This window comes from Bacillus hominis (genome assembly GCF_018332515.1).
Taxonomy (GTDB): Bacteria; Bacillota; Bacilli; order Bacillales; family Bacillaceae_G; genus Bacillus_A; species Bacillus_A hominis.
Window position 1 is genome coordinate 1 of record NZ_BOQD01000189.1, and the last position, 19,497, is coordinate 19,497.

The 19,497-nt window shown below is 36.7% G+C and carries 22 protein-coding genes and 1 pseudogene; 14 read left to right on the forward strand and 9 right to left on the reverse strand.

Annotation, left to right across the window (positions count from 1 at the left end; all coding sequences use genetic code 11):
- From KI356_RS18275 to KI356_RS18315, 9 genes are all read left to right on the forward strand, one after another.
- On the forward strand, nt 1–2,244 hold a 2,244-nt coding region (locus tag KI356_RS18275; protein ID WP_212936080.1), incomplete at its 5' end, for a DNA translocase FtsK.
- Nucleotides 2,245–2,305: 61 nt separating this feature from the next.
- Nucleotides 2,306–3,424, forward strand: a complete 1,119-nt coding sequence (locus KI356_RS18280; protein ID WP_002123122.1) for a nicotinate phosphoribosyltransferase — start codon at nt 2,306–2,308, stop codon at nt 3,422–3,424.
- Between the two features lie 251 nt (nt 3,425–3,675).
- Nucleotides 3,676–4,986: a UDP-N-acetylmuramate--L-alanine ligase gene (murC, locus tag KI356_RS18285; protein ID WP_002123121.1), complete on the forward strand. Its 1,311-nt coding sequence runs from the start codon at nt 3,676–3,678 to the stop codon at nt 4,984–4,986.
- A 272-nt stretch (nt 4,987–5,258) separates the two neighbouring features.
- Nucleotides 5,259–5,672 carry a MerR family transcriptional regulator gene (locus tag KI356_RS18290; RefSeq protein WP_128280698.1) on the forward strand — a complete coding sequence of 138 codons (414 nt, stop codon included), beginning with the start codon at nt 5,259–5,261 and terminating at the stop codon, nt 5,670–5,672.
- Entirely contained in the window at nt 5,662–6,567 is a 906-nt protein-coding gene (locus tag KI356_RS18295) for a DMT family transporter (protein WP_212936081.1), read from the forward strand. The genes KI356_RS18290 and KI356_RS18295 overlap by 11 nt, the downstream gene beginning before the upstream one ends.
- A 56-nt stretch (nt 6,568–6,623) precedes the next feature.
- Nucleotides 6,624–7,172, forward strand: coding sequence for a GNAT family N-acetyltransferase (locus tag KI356_RS18300; protein WP_128280700.1), 549 nt, complete (start codon nt 6,624–6,626; stop codon nt 7,170–7,172).
- Nucleotides 7,169–7,660: a GNAT family N-acetyltransferase gene (locus KI356_RS18305; RefSeq protein WP_128280701.1), complete on the forward strand. Its 492-nt coding sequence runs from the start codon at nt 7,169–7,171 to the stop codon at nt 7,658–7,660. Before KI356_RS18300 ends, KI356_RS18305 begins: the two co-directional genes overlap by 4 nt.
- Before the next feature lie 77 nt (nt 7,661–7,737).
- On the forward strand, nt 7,738–8,130 hold the full coding sequence (locus KI356_RS18310) for a PH domain-containing protein (RefSeq protein ID WP_128280702.1): 393 nt from the start codon (nt 7,738–7,740) through the stop codon (nt 8,128–8,130).
- A gap of 26 nt (nt 8,131–8,156) precedes the next feature.
- A complete protein-coding gene (locus tag KI356_RS18315; protein WP_212936082.1) occupies nt 8,157–8,603 on the forward strand; it encodes a hypothetical protein in 447 nt (148 codons plus the stop codon).
- Between the two features lie 40 nt (nt 8,604–8,643).
- On the opposite strand, the gene KI356_RS18320 is transcribed toward KI356_RS18315, so the two are convergent.
- The gene (locus tag KI356_RS18320) at nt 8,644–9,759 is read right to left on the reverse strand and encodes an aminopeptidase (RefSeq protein ID WP_000654729.1); all 1,116 of its coding nucleotides are present in this window, start codon (nt 9,757–9,759) and stop codon (nt 8,644–8,646) included.
- Nucleotides 9,760–9,946: 187 nt separating this feature from the next.
- Between KI356_RS18320 and KI356_RS18325 the strand changes: the two genes are divergently transcribed.
- The 4 genes from KI356_RS18325 (at nt 9,947) to ccpA (ending at nt 13,290) form a co-directional block, all read left to right on the forward strand.
- Nucleotides 9,947–10,456, forward strand: a complete 510-nt coding sequence (locus tag KI356_RS18325; RefSeq protein WP_212936083.1) for a DUF948 domain-containing protein — start codon at nt 9,947–9,949, stop codon at nt 10,454–10,456.
- Between the two features lie 2 nt (nt 10,457–10,458).
- A complete protein-coding gene (gene ytxJ / locus KI356_RS18330; RefSeq protein WP_002145356.1) occupies nt 10,459–10,785 on the forward strand; it encodes a bacillithiol system redox-active protein YtxJ in 327 nt (108 codons plus the stop codon).
- Between the two features lie 113 nt (nt 10,786–10,898).
- The gene (locus KI356_RS18335; RefSeq protein ID WP_128280705.1) at nt 10,899–11,915 is read left to right on the forward strand and encodes a CamS family sex pheromone protein; all 1,017 of its coding nucleotides are present in this window, start codon (nt 10,899–10,901) and stop codon (nt 11,913–11,915) included.
- A 376-nt stretch (nt 11,916–12,291) separates the two neighbouring features.
- The gene (gene ccpA / locus KI356_RS18340; RefSeq protein WP_212936084.1) at nt 12,292–13,290 is read left to right on the forward strand and encodes a catabolite control protein A; all 999 of its coding nucleotides are present in this window, start codon (nt 12,292–12,294) and stop codon (nt 13,288–13,290) included.
- A 34-nt stretch (nt 13,291–13,324) separates the two neighbouring features.
- Here the strand turns inward: ccpA and KI356_RS18345 are convergent, their stop codons facing one another.
- Both KI356_RS18345 and KI356_RS18350 read right to left on the reverse strand, forming a co-directional pair.
- Complete coding sequence (locus KI356_RS18345; protein WP_212936085.1) at nt 13,325–13,687, reverse strand: DUF4288 domain-containing protein; 363 nt, start codon at nt 13,685–13,687, stop codon at nt 13,325–13,327.
- Nucleotides 13,688–13,702: 15 nt separating this feature from the next.
- Nucleotides 13,703–13,804: pseudogene (locus KI356_RS18350) on the reverse strand (DUF3949 domain-containing protein); the annotation flags it as partial.
- 111 nt (nt 13,805–13,915) lie between these two features.
- Here KI356_RS18350 and KI356_RS18355 point away from each other — a divergent pair.
- Complete coding sequence (locus KI356_RS18355; RefSeq protein ID WP_212936087.1) at nt 13,916–14,188, forward strand: DUF3917 domain-containing protein; 273 nt, start codon at nt 13,916–13,918, stop codon at nt 14,186–14,188.
- A 50-nt stretch (nt 14,189–14,238) separates the two neighbouring features.
- Here KI356_RS18355 and mscL read toward each other — a convergent pair whose 3' ends face one another.
- The 6 genes from mscL to acuA all read right to left on the reverse strand — a co-directional run bounded on the left by mscL (nt 14,239) and on the right by acuA (nt 19,199).
- A complete protein-coding gene (mscL, locus tag KI356_RS18360; RefSeq protein ID WP_212936088.1) occupies nt 14,239–14,646 on the reverse strand; it encodes a large-conductance mechanosensitive channel protein MscL in 408 nt (135 codons plus the stop codon).
- A 128-nt stretch (nt 14,647–14,774) separates the two neighbouring features.
- The gene (locus KI356_RS18365; RefSeq protein ID WP_212936089.1) at nt 14,775–15,701 is read right to left on the reverse strand and encodes a Gfo/Idh/MocA family protein; all 927 of its coding nucleotides are present in this window, start codon (nt 15,699–15,701) and stop codon (nt 14,775–14,777) included.
- Between the two features lie 82 nt (nt 15,702–15,783).
- Nucleotides 15,784–16,617, reverse strand: coding sequence for an alpha/beta fold hydrolase (locus KI356_RS18370; protein WP_212936090.1), 834 nt, complete (start codon nt 16,615–16,617; stop codon nt 15,784–15,786).
- Nucleotides 16,618–16,741: 124 nt separating this feature from the next.
- A complete protein-coding gene (gene acuC, locus KI356_RS18375; protein ID WP_212936091.1) occupies nt 16,742–17,908 on the reverse strand; it encodes an acetoin utilization protein AcuC in 1,167 nt (388 codons plus the stop codon).
- Nucleotides 17,905–18,549, reverse strand: coding sequence for an acetoin utilization AcuB family protein (locus KI356_RS18380; RefSeq protein WP_212936092.1), 645 nt, complete (start codon nt 18,547–18,549; stop codon nt 17,905–17,907). Before KI356_RS18380 ends, acuC begins: the two co-directional genes overlap by 4 nt.
- A gap of 17 nt (nt 18,550–18,566) precedes the next feature.
- A complete protein-coding gene (gene acuA, locus KI356_RS18385; RefSeq protein WP_088098011.1) occupies nt 18,567–19,199 on the reverse strand; it encodes an acetoin utilization protein acetyltransferase AcuA in 633 nt (210 codons plus the stop codon).
- Nucleotides 19,200–19,497: the final 298 nt, after the last annotated feature.

Below are 19,497 nucleotides of genomic sequence, written 5' to 3' on the forward strand. Positions count from 1 at the left end.
AAGGAAGCAGAAGAAGTTGCGGAGTTAGAAGAATCTAAGGAAGAAGCAGAAGCTGTGGAATTAGAAGGATCTGAGGAAGAAGCAGAGGTTACGGAGTTAGAGGAATCTAAGGAAGCAGAAGAAGTTGTAGAATTAGAGGAATCTAAGGAAATAGAATTAGTTACGGAATTCGCATTAGAGGAAACACCGCAAGAAGAAGTAATTGAAGAAACGATGAATACAGAGTCGTTAGAAAATATAGCAGTTGTAGAGCAACCAGTGATTTCTCAGCAAGAAACAATTGAGTTCATGGAAGAAAGTGAAGTATTCGTACCAGTTTCAGAAGCAGATGAGCAAACGAAGAAAGATGTTCAAAGCTTTGCGAATGTTTTAATTGAAGAAGCTGAAGAAAAGAAACAAGTTGTTGGAGAACAGCCTGCTGCACAAAAAGAAGAGCCGAAACGTGAGAAAAAGCGTCATGTTCCATTTAACGTTGTCATGTTAAAACAAGACAGAAAGAAGTTAATGGAAAGACATGCGGTAAGAACGAACGTAACGCAATCTACTGTCGGTGAACGAGTAACGGAAAAACCAATGCAGCAAGTAGTGGTAGAAACCCAAATGGAAGAAAAACCAATGCAGCAAGTAGTGGTAGAAACCCAAATGGAAGAAAAACCAATGCAGCGAGTAGCGGTAGAAACCCAAGTAGAAGAAAAACCGATGCAACAAGTAGCTGTGGTTGGACAAGTGCAAGAGCAAATTTCAAGTACGGAAGTACAAGAGAAAGCATATGTTGTAAATCAAAAAGAGAACGATATGCGCAACGTACTACAAACGCCACCGAAATATGAACTTCCGTCATTAACGTTGTTGTCGATTCCACAGCAGGCAGCATTAGATAATACGGAGTGGCTAGAAGAACAGGAAGAATTATTAAATACGACATTTAATAATTTCCATGTTGGAGCACATGTTATTAATGTGTCACAAGGGCCGGCGGTAACTCGTTTTGAAGTACAACCAGACCCAGGTGTGAAAGTAAATAAAATTACAAATTTAAGTGATGATATTAAGTTAAGTTTAGCTGCGAAAGATATTCGAATTGAAGCGCCAATTCCAGGGAAGAGTGCAATTGGAATTGAAGTTCCGAACAAGGAAAGTAAGCCAGTATTCCTTCGTGAAATTTTAAGAAGTCCTGTATTTACAAAGAGTGAATCACCGCTTACAGTTGCGCTGGGGCTTGATATTTCAGGTGATCCAGTTGTAACGGATATTCGAAAAATGCCACATGGACTTATTGCGGGTGCAACTGGTTCAGGGAAAAGTGTGTGCATTAACGCGATTTTAACGAGCATTTTATATAAAGCGAAGCCGCATGAAGTGAAGTTGATACTAATTGATCCGAAGATGGTTGAGCTGGCACCATATAATTCTGTTCCACATCTTGTAGCACCTGTTATTACTGACGTAAAAGCAGCTACAGCTGCGTTAAAGTGGGCGGTTGAAGAGATGGAACGTCGTTATGAATTGTTTGCTCATGCTGGTGCTCGTGATTTAACTCGTTACAATACGATTGTAAGTGGGAGAGAAATCCCAGGTGAGACATTACCTTATATTGTAATCGTCATTGACGAGTTAGCGGACTTAATGATGGTTGCTCCTGGTGATGTTGAGGAAGCGATTTGTCGTATTGCACAAAAAGCTCGTGCTTGTGGTATTCACTTATTAGTTGCGACGCAGCGTCCATCTGTAGACGTTATTACAGGTTTAATTAAATCAAACATTCCAACGCGTATTGCGTTTACGGTATCATCTCAAGTTGATTCGCGTACGATTATCGATATTGGGGGCGCGGAGAAATTACTTGGCCGTGGTGATATGCTATTTTTAGGAAACGGCACGTCTAAACCAGTTCGTGTACAAGGCGTATACGTATCAGATGATGAGATTGAAAGAACAGTTGATCATGTGAAAAAGCAAATGAAGCCAAATTACTTATTTAAGCAAGAGGATTTATTAGCAAAATCAGAGCAGAGTGAGTCTGAAGATGAACTATTTTTTGATGCATGTCAATTTGTTGTAGAGCAAGGGGGAGCGTCCACATCTTCTGTACAGAGAAAATTCCGTATTGGTTATAATCGCGCGGCACGTCTAATTGAAGAGATGGAGTCGCAAGGGATTATTTCTGAAGGAAGAGGAACGAAACCGAGAGATGTCCTTATTTCTGAGGATGAATTCGCTGCTATGCAGGAAACGAATGTATAGTAAACGGTTTTGCTGTATACTAAGAGAAAATGTTGGATAGTAAAGTAGGGAGTAAAGCGACATGAAAGAAATTGAATTAAAATTAAAAGGTGAAATAAATCGACTAACAAATAAAACATTTAAATTCGATGAACGTGTTGGAGAAGGTTGGTTCTCTGCCGTTTACTTTTTAAAAACTAGAGAAATCATTGAAGAATTTCGCCCGAAAAGTGTTGTAACAATGCAGTTTTTCCAAAAAGAACATGCAGTTCTTTGCGGAGCAGATGAGGTAATCGCATTGCTACAAACATTCGCCAAAAATCCTGAGGAATTAGAAATTCATTCTTTAAAGGATGGCGATAATATTAGTCCGTTTGAAACAGTTTTAACAATTCATGGTCCTTATGAATACTTCGGCTTTTTAGAAGGTGTAATTGATGGGATTTTAGCTCGTCGTACATCAGTTGCGACAAACGTATATAACGTTGTCCAAGCTGCACGTAGTGTAGATAAAGAAAAACCGGTTATTTTCATGGGAGATCGTGACGATCATTATACGCAACAAGCTGGTGACGGCTATGCGGCATACATCGGAGGTATGAGCGCGCAAGCGACGCATGCAATGAATGAATGGTGGGGCAGAAGTGGTATGGGGACGATGCCTCACGCTTTAATTCAAATGTTTAATGGTGATGTTGTTGAAGCAGCAAAGGCATATCATAAAAAATTCCCAGAAGATGAATTAGTCGTACTAATTGATTACAACAATGATGTCATTACAGATGCACTTCGCGTAGCGCGTGAATTTGGATCAACATTAAAAGGTGTACGTGTAGATACGTCTCGTACAATGATTGATCAATATTTCATTCGTCATCCAGAAGTACTTGGAACATTCGATCCACGTGGTGTAAATCCATCACTTGTATTTGCACTTCGTAAGGCTCTTGATGAGGAAGGTTTCCAACATGTAGATATCGTTGTAACTGGTGGGTTTGATGAGAAACGTATTCGTGAATTTGAAGCTCAAAATGTTCCTGTCGATATATACGGAGTAGGAAGTAGCTTATTAAAAATGAATATTGGTTTTACTGGTGATAACGTAGAATTAAATGGAAAACCAGAAGCGAAAGCTGGTCGTAAATACCGTCCAAATCCACGTCTAGAGCGTGTTCAATTAGAAACAAAAGAAGATATGTAAAAGCGAGAAAAACTGATAGGTGATTGACCCTATCAGTTTTTCTGTTATCATAGTATAGCGGCTTGTTTTTTGCTATAATAAATGTGTTATGGACATAAAAGAAGTACGTACGAGTTTATCATTGATAAGTGAATATAAAAAGAAATTCACTGCATCAGAAATGTATGATGATTACCAAAATAAGAAAAGATTCATATACTGTCTTATAGATAGGCCGTTGTATTAGTTCGAAATGTTGGAGGTTCTTTAAGATGACAGTTTACCATTTTGTAGGAATTAAAGGAACAGGAATGAGTTCATTAGCGCAAATTCTTCATGACATGAAGCATACTGTTCAAGGGTCTGATTATGAAAAGCGTTTCTTTACACAAACAGCATTGGAAAAGCGTGGTATTTCCATCCTTCCTTTTGATAAAAATAATATTAAAGAAGGACAAGTGATTATCGCGGGAAACGCATTTCCTGATACGCATGAAGAAATCGTAGAAGCCAAAGAATTAAATATACCAGTACATCGTTACCATCACTTTTTAGGTGACCTTATGAATCAGTACACAAGTGTTGCTGTAACTGGTGCACATGGAAAAACATCAACAACTGGTTTGTTAGCCCATGTAATGCAAGGTGCACACCCAACATCTTACCTTATTGGAGATGGAACGGGGCATGGGGTAGAAAATAGTAAGTATTTTGTATTTGAAGCTTGTGAGTATCGTCGTCATTTCTTGTCTTACTATCCAGACTATGCAATTATGACAAATATCGATTTCGATCATCCAGATTATTTTACAGACGTCAATGATGTATTTAATGCATTCCAAGAGATGGCATTGCAAGTGAAAAAAGGTATTATTGCATGTGGTGATGATGAAGAACTCCAAAAAATTCAAGCGAAAGTACCTGTTATTTTCTATGGATTTGGAGAAGATAATGATTTCCAAGCACGTAACATTCAAAAGAGAACTGATGGTACTATATTCGATGTATTCGTTCGTAATACGTATTATGATACGTTCAAAATTACAGGATACGGCGATCACAGCGTATTAAATGCATTAGCAGTTATCGCGCTTTGCCATTACGAAAACGTTGATGTAGAAGCAGTTAAACATCAACTAACAACATTTGAAGGTGTTAAACGTCGCTTTAATGAAAAACCGATGGGAGAGCAAGTTATCATTGATGACTATGCACACCATCCGACAGAAATTAATGCAACGATTGAAGCAGCTCGTCAAAAACATCCAGAGCGTGAAGTTGTCGCTGTATTCCAGCCGCATACATTCTCACGTACAGAAAAATTTTTAGATGAGTTTGCAGAAAGCCTAAGCAAAGCTGACCAAGTATACTTATGTGATATTTTCGGATCAGCACGTGAAAACAAAGGTGAATTAACAATTGAAGATCTGCAAAAGCGTATTGACGGTGCAGAATTAATTACAGATACAACAACGGATGTATTAAAGAAACATAAAAACGGCGTTCTAATTTTCATGGGCGCAGGTGACATCCAAAAATTCGAAGCAGCTTACGTAAAAGAAGTTCAAGTTGCAGAGAAGTAAGAAGCAAGACGCATAGCTATGGCTGTGCGTCTTTTTTGTTGTGTACGATTTTTATTCCGCTATTTGCCGGGGGTAGTAAAACTCTCACCTTAAAATTCGGATGGAGTAAAGAGTGGGAGCCCTGCTGTCCGTAAACGCCCGATTGGTGAAGGCTAATAATCAGTGGGGGATGAACAAAATCCCCACTGATTAAAGTTTCACTTTATTTACGTATTGACCTAGAGTTGACTCTAGGATGTAAGATGAAAATGTAAAAACAAGGGGGAGAGAACATGTATAAAATCGGTGAAGTAGCAGAGTTAACAGGGATGGGTATTCATACTTTACGCTACTATGAAAAATTAGGATTATTACCACCACCAACGCGAAATAGCGGCATTCGGCAGTATACAGAAGGTGATGTGCGTTTATTAAAATTTTTATACTCATTAAAACAAACTGGCATGTCATTAGAAGAGATGGGGGAGTTTGCGAGTGATGGATGTATTATAGAGGAAATTAGGCAGAGGAAAAAGGAAGTACCAGCGAAAGTAAAAAAGAGAATTTCAATTTTAACAACTCACTTAGAGCGTTTAAAAGAACAACAGGAACAATTGCAAAAAGTAGTTCAGCTAACAGAGGAGAAGTTAGAAATTTATTATGGTTTTCTAGAAGAGAAAAAACCGGAGGCTGACAATGAAGAATAAAGTATATGCTCAGCTGTTAGGGTTTGCGATATTTACTGGCGGGACATTTAATGCTTCGAAATATGCGGTGCAGTATTTCGAAGCAAGTCATATAGCAGCATGGCGTTTTGGGATTGCTGCATTTGTGATGTTATGTTTGTTAAAAATACGAAAAGATTTTGAGTTGGAAGTATGGAGGCAGAATAGAGCCTATTACCTTTTGTTAGGTATTGTTGGTGTATTCGGCTTTAACTTCTTTTTCTTTTCAGGAATGAAACATACAGAAGCTATTAATGGTGCACTTATTATGGCGACAAATCCGCTCGTTACGACGTTATTAGCAAGTGTCATTTTACGAGAGAAAATAGTGAACCGCCAAGTAATTGGAATGTTACTTGCACTAATTGGTGTTGTTTTTGTGCTTACACAAGGCTCGTTTACCACACTACAAAATTTATCATTTTCAAAAGGGGATTTTTATATTTTATTAGGGAATATTTGCTGGGCGTTATACGGTGTATTAAGTAGAAGGTTTATTAAAACTGGTAGCCCAATACAAACTACGACATATACGATGACTATTGGTGCCCTTGCCTTTATTATGATATCTTCTACGCAAAAAAGTATAGTACCAGTTTTGGAAATTCCCTTATTAGCTTGGGGAGCGATTCTCTTTATGGCAATTGGAATGAGTGTGCTTGGTTACTTATGGTGGAATAATGGAATTGCTCAAATTGGTGCAGCGAGAACATCTTTATTTTTTAATTTAGTGCCTGTTGTTACAATGCTTATTTCTTATATTGAAGGAGTCAATATAACATCCGCACAATTTGTAGGAATGATATTAGTTGTTACGGGAGTATTGTGTTCTTCTGGTTTTATACAAAGAAAACCAAAAGAACGTGTGAATATTTAACATTTTCTATCTAGAAATGTTAGAATAATAAGAAAAATAAAAAGGGGCTAAAAAACATGTTCACACTCCGAGTAGATGACGAAATCGAATTACAATTATTAGAGAAGCATCATAAAGAGGAATTGTATCAATTAATAGACCAAAACCGTAATCATTTACGAAGCTGGCTCCCTTGGGTAGATGGGACGAAATCTGCTGATGCTTATGATGATATTTTTCCGATGTGGTTAAAGAAATTTGCAGAGGGCGATGGGTTTGAATCTGGCATACGTTATAAAGGAAAGCTTGTTGGGATGGTGGGGATTCATCCGGTGAGCTGGGGTAAGAAAGCTACGAGTCTTGGATATTATCTTGCAGAAGATGCTGGCGGGAAAGGTATTATGACGCGTAGCGTAAAGGCTGTACTTCACTATGCATTTGAAAATTTAAAACTTAATAAAATTGAAATTCGGTGCGGTGTTGGAAATACGAAAAGCCGCGCAATTCCAGAACGTTTAGGGTTTAAGTTAGATGGTATTTTAAGAGAAGACGAATGGTTGTATGATCATTTTTATGATATTGCTGTTTATAGTTTATTAGCTTCAGAATGGAAAGAGATTCGATGAATGAGAAGATTCGTATTATTCCGTATGAAAGTAAGTTTCAAGATGAAGTAGTAAATCTCATTGTTCATATTCAGCAAAAAGAGTATAATGTTCCGATTACGAAAGAAGAGCAGCCTGACTTACTTGAAATAGAAACGTTCTATCAAAGGGACAACGGAAACTTTTGGGTAGCAATTTATGATGGAATAGTAGTTGGAACAGTAGCTGTATTAGATATTGGGAATAATCAAGTAGCGCTAAGAAAAATGTTCGTGAAGAAAGAGTTCCGCGGAAAAGAATGGGGCGCATCACATATGCTTCTTCAAAAAGCAATTTCGTGGGCTGAGGATAAAAAGTTGAAAGATATTTATTTAGGAACGACAGTGAAATTTTTAGCGGCACATCGTTTTTATGAAAAGAATGGTTTCCAGAGTGTGAATATAGAAGAGTTGCCCAAAAGTTTTCCAGTGCTAGAGGTAGATAAGAAATTTTATAGATATATTGTTTGAAAAGGCCATTCTTAAATGGTCTTTCTTTATGAGGTTAGATGGAAATTATGGTATAATTTAGGGTAGGGGGTGTAGGTATGAACTTTCCGATTCAAAGAAGTAAATCAGCATTAATTTTCGTTAGTCTTACGTTAGCTTTTATGTTTGTGTATCCAATTGTCATGCTTTTCACAAATCAAGAGCAGTGGATGTCAGCATTGATTGGAATGGGGTTATGCTTCATTGTAAATGTACCACTCGTTTGGGAAATATTCATTAAAAAACATAAAGTAGAAAATGGTGTGTTAAAATACGGTATTTTAAATGATGATGTTGTATTAAAAGACATAAGAATTATTCGGCGAGTTGGGAAGTACCTTGAAATTACGACGAATGCATATAAAGTACATATGATTGCGGTGCCGCAAAATATGAAGCAGTTTTTATCGCTTGTTGAGAAAGCAAATCCACATGTGAAAATAGAAAAATAGCTCTATATAGCGCAGGAGGATTAGAAATGAAAAAAATCTGTATGCTGTTTTTGTTGCTGTTAACTACATCTATTCTCTTAATAGGATGTAGTACGAAGAAAGAGAAGTCTGATGTTAGCTTAGAAAAGGCACAAAAAATTGAAATAGAATCGCTTATTGATTCGAGTGATAAAAAAACAATTACCGATAAGAACGAAATCACAAAGTTATTTGAATCAATCAAAATGGATGAGTGGGAAATGGAATCGGCTCCTATGGATACTCCGCAAGGGAAAACGTTTAAAATGTATCAAGAGGATACACCGAAATTATTGGATTCGAGTAAAGATAAAAAAGAGTTACATGAAATTGGTACTATGACAGTATATAAAGATGTTCCTTATGTTGAGGTTAAATTGAAAATTAATAAAATAAAAAATAAAAATAGTTTTAAAGTACCAGAAGATGTGGCTAAAAAATTATTAGAGTATTAATGAAAAAGCGCTCGGAATTCTATCCGAGCGCTTTTTTATGTTATTTTAAGTTCTCTGGGTTTAAAGCTTCTAACTCAGGAACAACGAAGCGTCCGTCTTTGCGGATTAGTACGTCGTCGAAGTAAATTTCGCCGCCGCCGTATTCAGGGCGCTGGATGCATACTAAATCCCAATGGATGTTCGAGTTGTTGCCGTTCCATGCATCATCGTAAGCTTGTCCAGGAGTGAAGTGGAAGCTACCATCGATTTTTTCATCGAATAGGATGTCTCCCATTGGATGTAAGATGTATGGGTTTACGCCGATTGCGAACTCACCAACGTAGCGTGCGCCTTCGTCTGTATCGAAGATTTTGTTAATACGCTCTGAATCGTTTGCAGTTGCTTCAACGATTTGGCCATTCTCAAACTTAAGTTGTACATTTTCAAATGTATAACCGTTGTAAGGAGATGGTGTGTTGTAAGAAACTGTACCGTTAACAGAATCGCGAACTGGTGCAGAGTATACTTCACCGTCAGGAATGTTTAAATGACCTGAGCATTTAATAGCTGGAATGTCTTTAATAGAGAATGTTAAGTCAGTTCCAGGACCAGTTAAACGAACTTTATCTGTTTTATTCATTAATGTAACAAGGCTATCCATCGCCTTATCCATTTTACCGTAGTCTAAGTTACATACTTCGAAGTAGAAGTCTTCGAAAGCTTCTGTGCTCATTTTAGCAAGCTGCGCCATAGAAGCATTTGGGTAGCGAAGAACAACCCAGCGTGTTTTCGGAACGCGGATGTCTCTATGAACTTTCTTACCAACTGTTTGACCGTGAACTTTCATACGCTCACTTGGAACGTCAGCTTGTTCGTTAATGTTGTCGCCAGAGCGAAGACCGATGTAAGCGTCCATATCTTTCATTACGCTTGCTTCATATGCAGCGATTTGTTCGAAATGTTCTTCAGTAGCACCCATTAATAAAGAGCGATCTACTTGATGATCTTTTAAAGAAACGAATGGGAAACCACCAGCTGCATATGCTTCTTTTACAAGTGCAGTTACAAGTTCTTTTTGTAAGCCAAAGTTTTCAATTAATACTTTCTCACCTTTTTGTAATCGGATAGAGTAGTTAATTAAATTGTATGCTAACTTTTCAATGCGTGGATCTTTCATATGTAAAGCCTCCCTGCTAATTATGTATCCTCTCCTATTGTAACCTACTTAGTGGAATTTGTTGAATGATTTATGTTAAAGTTAACGAATAAGTATGAAAATTCTAATGAAAAGATAGGGATTAGAACGAAACAGAAAATGATTGTATAATAAAAGAAAGTATGAAAAAGATAAAGGAAGTGATGAAATGCAAGTTCTTTTATACGTAAGTGCGGCTATTATTGCAGTTGCTTTCGCTGTATTAGTAGTGTATGTATGTAGAACGTTGTTATCGGTTCAGAAGACGTTAGAAAACGTTGCAAGTACGTTAGAAGGTTTAGAAAAGCAAATGCAAGGAATAAGCGTAGAGACGGAGCAATTATTACATAAGACAAATGCGTTAGCTGACGATATTCAACAGAAGTCACAGTCGCTAAATAAAGTAGTAGCAGGTGTAGATGGAATCGGAACGACGATTCACTCTTTAAATACGAAGCTTCGCAATGTTTCAGAGTCTGTTACGGACGAAATTGAAAATAATGCAGATAAAGTAGCACAAGTTGTACAGTGGAGCAGCGCAGCAATTGAAGTATACAATCATTACCGTGCTACGAGACAAGAGAAAAAGATTGAAAAAGAAGAGCGTAAACTTGAGAGAGCTGAGCAGAAGGCTGAAAAGAGAGAGAAGCGTTCTAGACTTCGCATGAGAGGTGAGTAATGATGAGTATGATGAAGATTGAAACAATTGAAGAACTTGAAGCGTTAGTAGAAAAGAACGAGCCTTACGTTCTTTTTAAACATAGTACGACATGCCCAATTAGTCACGGTGCATATACAGAGTTTCAAGCGTATTGTGGTGAAGAAAGAGAAGTGCCAGCATATTACTTATACGTACAAGATGCGAGAGATGTTTCGAACCATGTTGCAGAGCAGTACAGCATTAAGCATGAATCTCCGCAAGTGCTATATATTAAAGATGGAATGGTAGTATGGCATACATCGCATTGGAATATTAAAAAAGAAGCTTTAGAAGAGAATGTAAAATAGGGAGAGGCAAGCGAAGGGCTTGCTTCTTTTTTATTTTGTTACAATATATTTAATGGTACACTGTAGATACATTAAAACTAAGTAAATTGACTTTTGAAAGTGGGTTTTAAGCAATGAAGAAAATGGCGTTATTCATCGCAAGCTTAAGTTTATTACTGGGGGCTTGCAGTAATAATACTATTGAGAAGAAAGATGAAGTTGTACAGAAAGATACGAAAGAAAAAAGTATGATTCCAAGAACTGCTGTTTCTAAGGATTATTATAGAACTGTTATTCCTTTAAAAGAACAAAAGGTAATTAATACGGTTAATGTTAAAACTAATTCTAAACTAGATTTAGCAGAATATGAAAATGGTTTAATGAATATCGCTTCAAAACAATTCGATACAGAAAATTACGTATTACAATTAAATCAATATATTCCAGAGAAAACAATTGATGAATTAGTTACGAAACAAGAAGTACCAGTTTTGACTAATATTATAGAACAGGACTACTTCGGCAAACAGAATTCAAATGAACTAAGCTTATCTGGTGTTGTTATTGGTTTATCTATGTCTTCAAGTGTATCTAATGAGGAAGCTATTTCTAAAGGTACTGAAGTCGCTAAGGGGCTTATAGAAGCTATTAATAAAAATGATAAATATAACAAATCTCCAATTACGTTTGCTATATTCAAGCAAGAAAGTACAAGTTCTTTAAAGAATGGTACTTATATTTCAAGCGCTACTGTTCAAAAGAATGAGACTAACCTTGGAAATTGGGATACTATTGATGAAAAATCGTATTCGTATCCTTCTCAAGAATTTGAGGGAGCACAAGGAGAAGACAATAAAAAGTTAGATGATTTTTCGGAAGCAATAAAGAAATTCTCTCCAGGAGATTATATCCCTGTTAATGCTAAGATTTCTTATAAGCAAAATAAGATGGATAAATTAAAGATGGATATTGTTGTTAAATATAATGGTAAGTCAGAATTAATGGCACTCTCTCAAATGGCTGCTCAAAGTATGTTAGAAAAATTCCCTAAAGATGCTAAAGTTCAATTACAGATAAAGTCCGAGAGTAAAATTGAGGCTGTTATTATAAAAGAGAAGAACAGCGATAAACCGTTTGTTTCTTTCCTATAATAAAAAAAGACAGTTTTTAAGCTGTCTTTTTTATTTTATAAATTTTCCGCAGTTCAATGAGTTTATGAAAGAATTAAAAGCATTCGGAAGTAAATTATAAAAAGATTTCTTAGTCTATGTAGCCTTTGTTACATAGACTTTTTACAAAATTTGACCTTTTTTGCATAAAAAATACGAAAATACGAGAAAAGAAGCGAATTTTTTCGAAACTTTTGCGGGAAAATATTGTATGACCCTGCATTTTTATCGTATCATTAGTAAAAGGAAGAACTCGGGACGATTGTTGGCATCTGCAAATAGAGTTGATGTCTTTTTTTCATTCAAGTGAACCGATACATAAAAATAGATAACATAAATAGAAGGAGTGTGCGAAGAGATGAACGTAACAATCTATGATGTAGCGCGTGAAGCAAATGTTTCAATGGCTACCGTATCACGTGTTGTGAATGGTAACCCAAATGTAAAGCCTACAACAAGAAAGAAAGTATTAGAAGCAATTGATCATTTAGGATACCGCCCAAATGCGGTAGCACGTGGACTAGCAAGTAAGAAGACAACTACAGTGGGTGTTATTATTCCTGATATCTCAAATACGTTTTATGCAGAACTTGCTCGTGGAATTGAAGATATCGCAACAATGTACAAATATAACATCATTTTAAGTAACTCTGACCAGAACAAAGAGAAAGAGTTCCACTTATTAAATACGATGCTTGGGAAACAAGTGGACGGAATTGTTTTCATGGGTGAAGATATTACAGATATTCATGTTGAAGAGTTCAAAAAATCTCCAGTGCCAATTGTATTAGCAGCATCATTTGATGAGCAAAATGAAACATCATCAGTAAATATTGATTATACACAAGCAGCTTACGATGCAATGAAGCATTTTATTGAGCAAGGACATAAACGTATCGGTTTCGTCGCTGGTCCTTTCATTGATAAAGCAGGAAGCGCGAAGAAGTTAGAAGGTTATAAAAAAGCTTTAGAAGAAGCAGGTATTTCATATGATGAAAATCTTGTAATCGATGGAGATTACACATATGATTCAGGCTTAGAAGCATTTGAAAAGCTTTGGAGTATGGATGAAAAACCAACAGCCATCTTCGTATCTTCTGATGAAATGGCATTAGGTGTAATCCATGCAGCACAAGACGCGGGATTAAACGTACCAACTGATATCGAAGTGCTTGGTTTTGACAACACACGTCTTGCATTAATGGTGCGCCCACAGCTTTCAACAGTTGTACAACCAATGTATGATATCGGTGCAGTAGCAATGCGTCTACTAACGAAATATATGAACAAAGAAAAAGTAGAAGATCACACAGTTATCTTACCTCACCGTATCCAATTTAGGGATTCAACGAAGTAAGAATAAAAAAGCTCACAGCGATTGCTGTGAGCTTTTATTCGTATTCAGGATAATATTTTTTAACTACTGTATCCATAGTTTCGTTTTTCTGAACGTGTAAAAATCTTGCGTACAATTCTTTTCCTGTTTCAAATGGTGTTTCATCTAATTCGAAAACATGCAACACTTTTCGAAACGTCCAAGTTACTTGCTCACCGTACATATTATCGTACGTATCTTCAGATTGTAGAGCTATCTTTTCACCTAGCTCATGAGCTTCTTCCAAACTGTTTGCTTTAACGAGAATAATGCTTTCTTCAAAAAGTGTATCGTGATCTTCTTCATAATTCTCATCGATTTTACTAGGATTCGGCTTACCTGAATGAACAGATTCAAATAATAATTTTACAGCGTACATATAGAAGGAGTCTCCTTATGCTTGATATTTTACCTTATAAAAAATACTCGCTACAAGTGAGGCTAGTATTGTAAATACGTTACTTTGATAATGTATTTGGGACTCTTCATAAGACATTCGCTATAATTAGGGTTATTCCTTGTTATATGTCACACAAGTGCAAATTTAGCTATTATAGGGCAATGTCATGTATAATAGAAAGAAAAGGCTTGTGAGGGGGGAGAAGAGATGATCATTCTTTGGATAATTACGCTTTGCATGACTGCTATTTTTGCATATATGACGTTAAAACAAAATGGCTTAAAGCGATTTGTTCCAGGAAGTATTCTTGCAGGAATCGCCCTTATCACGTATGTAATTTCAATTTTTACTGAAAGTATTTCGATAGATTTAAGTACGAGCTTAATGTTTATGGGTATTACACTATTTGCAGGTAGTATTATGGTACTGATGGTTGCAGGTATTATTATATTTATTCATATGAATTCGGAAACGTTATAGTATATAAAAAAGGCATGTCCTAAGAGGGGGCATGCCTTTTATCCGTTCAATTATGCTCTATCTTTAGAAGAGTTTTGTTGTTTTAGTAAGTCGCGAATTTCGCCAAGAATAACTTCTTCTTTTGTTGGTTCTGGAATTTCTTCTATCTTTTCTTCTTCTTCTTCTTCTCTTTTAGATGTTAGTTTGTTGAAAACTTTAACAAACATAAAGATAGCAGCTGCAATAATTAAGAAATCAAAAATAGTTTGGATGAAGTTACCATACATAATAGATGATTTACCGAATGTAACTTTTAAATCTGTAAAGTCAACGCCGCCCAATACCATACCAAGTAATGGTGTGATGATATCTTTTACTAAAGAACTAACGATTTTACCGAATGCAGCACCGATTACAACCCCGACAGCTAAATCAATTACATTCCCTTTGAACGCGAATTTTTTAAACTCGTTCCACATGTGTCAATCCCACCCTTTCCACGATTCATTATGAAATTTATAATTCCTATCAACATATTCTATAGAAATTTGTGAGAGAAATAAAGAGGAAATGGGAATGAAAGTAAATTCTGAAAAATGTATCCGTTTTAATTTTTGCTTGCAGCTTGCAGTAGGGATTGGAGCAATTGTTGTGTTTTTAACCCTTCTAATCCATCTATAATCGGTTTCATATTACCTTGTACACATTGGATAAAATGGTGAACCGCATCTTCAAACCCACGCTGTTTTAACGTCGTATCCCATGATGGGGAACTGCTTTGTGAAACGGAGTTTTCCTGTTCAATTTCAAATGTATTCATATTTTTTACACGAATGATTTTACCTGTCGTTACAAGTTCAATTTGTTCTAAATTTGTACCTGCATGACGATGCATCGCCGTAGAAAGTAACAGTCCACTTGGAGTTGTATATGTATGATGTCCGTAAAGAAGTTCGTTCTTTTCATTGATTTGCATCATATTGTGAACGACGTTAAGGTCATCATTAGCTAACCAGCGAGCAGTGTCTACAATATGTAAGTAATCATCTAGCATAGTAAAGTCATACGTATATGGCCCCACTTTATTTGTGCGGTGCTTTTCAATTCGAATCCATGAAATATCATTAGCCTGCTCTTTTGCAGCAACGTACATAGGAACGAAGCGGCGGTTAAATCCAACCATTAACTTTCGATTATACTTTTCACTCATTTCAACTAGCTTCTCAGCTTGCTCAGTAGTAGCTGCCAGCGGCTTATCAACATAAACATCGATTCCCTTTTTAAGAAGTTCAGAAACGATTTCATAATGTGTAGCAGTTGAACTATGAACGAAGATTGCATCGCATTCCGAAGCTAACGTTTCAATAGAATGGAAGTCGTGAATACGATATTGCTGACAAATTTGTTTTCTTTTCTCTGCATTAGGTGTAAATGCTCCTACAAAATTCCAATCTGTTTCTTTTGTAAGTGTTGGAAGATAGGCTTTTTGTGCAATACTTCCAAGTCCAATCATTCCGATTTTAGGTTTGTTCATGTTTATTCCCACCCTATCAATATTAATATAACGGGTTAAATGTAGCATAGGGCGGGGGAGGAAGGCAAAAATAGTTTTTTATTTACGTCCATAAAAATTGTTGAGTAGTAGTAGTGAACTGATCAGCTTCTTCTAAAAAAGGATAATGGTTACTGTCCTCAAATGGTACAAAAATAGAATTACGAATGCCCTTATGTATCTCAATAGAATATTGAATAGGGCACTGCACATCGTGTCTTCCGCATATAATAAGTGTCTTTATTTTGATAGAAGGTAAGAACTCTCTTAGATCAAATGAAGAATATTCATGAGAGAAAGCGTTCATCCGGCTGGCGGACATTGTTTTTTGGATCGGTTTACAAAAATAATAGTTATAGTTTTCGGGTTTATATAAAGATAACTTTGTTCGTTTAATAGATAATTCTTTTCTTTCTTCATTTGTAAGATGAGGGCTTTTTAAGTTTTCGATGAGTTCTTGCATATAATGAAACTGTGGGTGTGCTGGGTGATAGATACAAAAGGCTGTTTCGGTATAGTTACTTGCTGCGGTACCGACAACGACTAATGATTGTAAGGAATTTGGATATGTAATGGCATATAAAAGTCCAAGCATACCGCCTGTTGAATGACCAGCGAAATGCCATATAGGAAGTTGTAAAGCTTCTTTAATTGCTTCTAAGTCGTGAATCGTTTCAATCATACTTAATTCGTTTTCTGACTGGGCTTTTACAGAGTTACCAGTATCTCGCAAATTAATGAGGAATACACGGTGTGTAGAAGTGAAAATATCTGCAAAGTAATCACCAGTTTCATTAAACTGTGAATAGTGATGTGTAATGCAAAGTGGTTCACCATCGCCTTTTGTAAAAAGTTCGAATGTGCCGCGTTTCGTGTTGACTATTTGTTGTTTCCACATAATATCACTCCTTTTCTTATTAGAGCCATGGATAGCCTGTTAGTAATTCAAAATATATCGATTTTCCGGCAGAAGCCGAAACTAAAATAAAAGGAGACCGTTCAAAAACGAGCCTCCTTTCTGTTTAATACAAAGATTTTGTCATATTATTCCGAATAATTTCAAGGGATTTCGCTACAGTTAATGCATTCTTTTCTTCAATTTCTGGTTTTCTAGGGATAGGTTTATACATGTTGTCTGGATCTTCCCATGTGAGGGGAAGTTCTGTTTCAGCTTGTCCTTTCCAAGCTTCAATCCATTCTGGAGGGAGATAACCTGAGATGTTTTGGATGTTGTTCATTTCGAGCCAAATAAGTGCCCAAGCTCTTGGTACGACGCGCCATAAGTCGTAACCACCACCGCCGACAGCGATCCAGCGACCGTCGCAATATTCATTAGCGATTTCACGAGCGAGCTTCGGTATTTCACGATAAATATTCATCGTTGCGCAAAGGTGTGTAAGTGGATCGTAATAATGTGCATCGGCACCATTTTGCGTTAAAATAATATCCGGTTTAAAGTATGCTGCAGCTTCTTTTACAACAGTTCGATACGAATCTAAAAATGATTCGTCTTCTGTAAAGGCATCGAGTGGAACGTTAAAAGAATAACTATATCCATTGCCTTGTCCACGTTCATTTACAGCACCAGTTCCGGGGAATAAATAACGCCCAGTTTCGTGTAATGAAATGGTGCATACGTTAGGATCATCGTAAAAAGACCATTGTACACCATCACCGTGATGAGCATCTGTATCAATATATAAAACACGTAAACCATATTTCTTTTGAATGTATTTCATTGCGATGGAACTATCGTTATAAATACAAAAGCCAGATGCTTTGCCGCGGAAGCCATGATGTAAGCCGCCGCCTAAATTGAGGGCGTGCTTTACTTTCCCAGAAAGAACAGCATCGACAGCTGTTAGCGTACCGCCAACGAGTAATGCACTTGCTTCGTGCATATTTGGAAACATCGGTGTATCTTCTGTTCCGAGTCCGTATGTCATCGCAATTGACTTTTCTAACTTTCCTTCTCCAGCAAGTTTTACCGCATTTATGTACTCCTCTGTATGAATGTAAGCAATCTCTTCATCTGTAGCCATCCGTGGTGAGATGACTTGAGAGGGAGAGATAAAACCGCTCTTTTGTAATAAGTCATACGTAAGTGTGACGCGCAGTTGGTTAAAAGGATGATCAGGGCTAAACGAATAGCCCCGAAAGTCATCCGAATAAATAAACGCGCTACTCATGCTTGTATCCCCATGATGTTCGGCCATAATACGCGGTAGCCTTCTGCTTCAAGTGCATCAATCACTTTTAGAGGATTCATCGTTTGAATGCGGAAAACGAGTACTTTCTCATTCTCATCTTTTGCTGGATAGACGAGAACGCTCACGATATTTATTTGTAAATCACTAAAAATAGCAACAACTTTGCCAAGAATACCAGGTTCATTTTTTACTTGAATTTCAATTTGTGAACTTGGTTGGTGTGCACCTGTTAATTTCACTAACGTGTGTAGTACAGTGGATTCAGAAATGATTCCAACTAACTTTCCAGCTTTCGTAACAGGAAGACAGCCTATTTTATTTTCGAAAAATAAAGTCGCGATTTCCTCAACGAAATCGAGAGGATGACAAGTCATAACAGGATGTTTCATAATGAGTTCGAGCGGTTGCTTCAGCATATCGAGTGAAACTTGTTCATCTAAAATAGACGGACTTGCATCTCTTACATCCCGATCAGAAATAATGCCTACGACATGATTATTTTGATCGACAATTGGAATGTGCCGAATGCCTTTTGTACGTATTGTTCGGATTGCTGTTTCAATTGTATCGTTTGGATGTAGTGTCACTACATTTTGATTCATAATTTCCTCTACAATCATTCCAGTTGCCCCCTTTATTAATACATAAAACGATTGTGAAAACGTAGACGATCAAACGCCTGAATAGAATCCGTATCAATGCGTTTTCCGATGCGAACCATTAAACAGTTGGCAGGATGTGAACAAATTTCAGGATCATCTGTAGCCATCCATTGTAAACCACCAGCATTCATCATCTTTTCCATTACTTTTCGGTATTCCCAAACATTTAAGCCTGTTTGCTTTAAATCCCAGTGCCAATAATACTCAGTCGTCAATATAATGTAATCTTCCATATGATCGTCCATCATTGAAACTTCTAATAAGTTTTTTCCGACAGAGCAACCGCGAAAGGCTGGGACAACTTCGATTGCCCCGAGTTCAATTAAGTTTTCAATCTTTCCTTCTGACCATCGCTCGAGCGGATCAGGATACAAGTATGTAACATATCCAACGATCGTTTGGTCATGTCTAGCAATAATGAGACGAGCTTCTGGCAATTTAGAAATTTCGACAATTGCTTTATATTGTTGCTCGGCAGGACGAAACGCAACTAAATCTGGATGAAATTCATACATTTCAAGATTATGTGTAGAGACAGGACCTTCAATAATTAAAGTTCCTTTCGCCGTTTTTAAATTTCTAGCATTATATATTTTTTTATGGATCAATGTATTGCTCACCACCTTGAGGGTTTGTGAATCTATTAATATCGTACTTTATAATATATGCGATGTGAATCGAATTTTGTCATTAAAAATTTGTCTAAAAATCAACAAATATACTGAAAATTTTAAATAATATCATTAGAATAGATAATAGAATACATAGGAGGGGGATGTAAAGTATGAAAGTAGAAACGCTTCCTGTCATTAAAGGAGAAAATAATTTGCCGAATTATGATGAGGCATACGCGAATTTTAACTGGGAAGAGGTTAATAAAAAGTTTACTTGGAATGAGACAGGCCG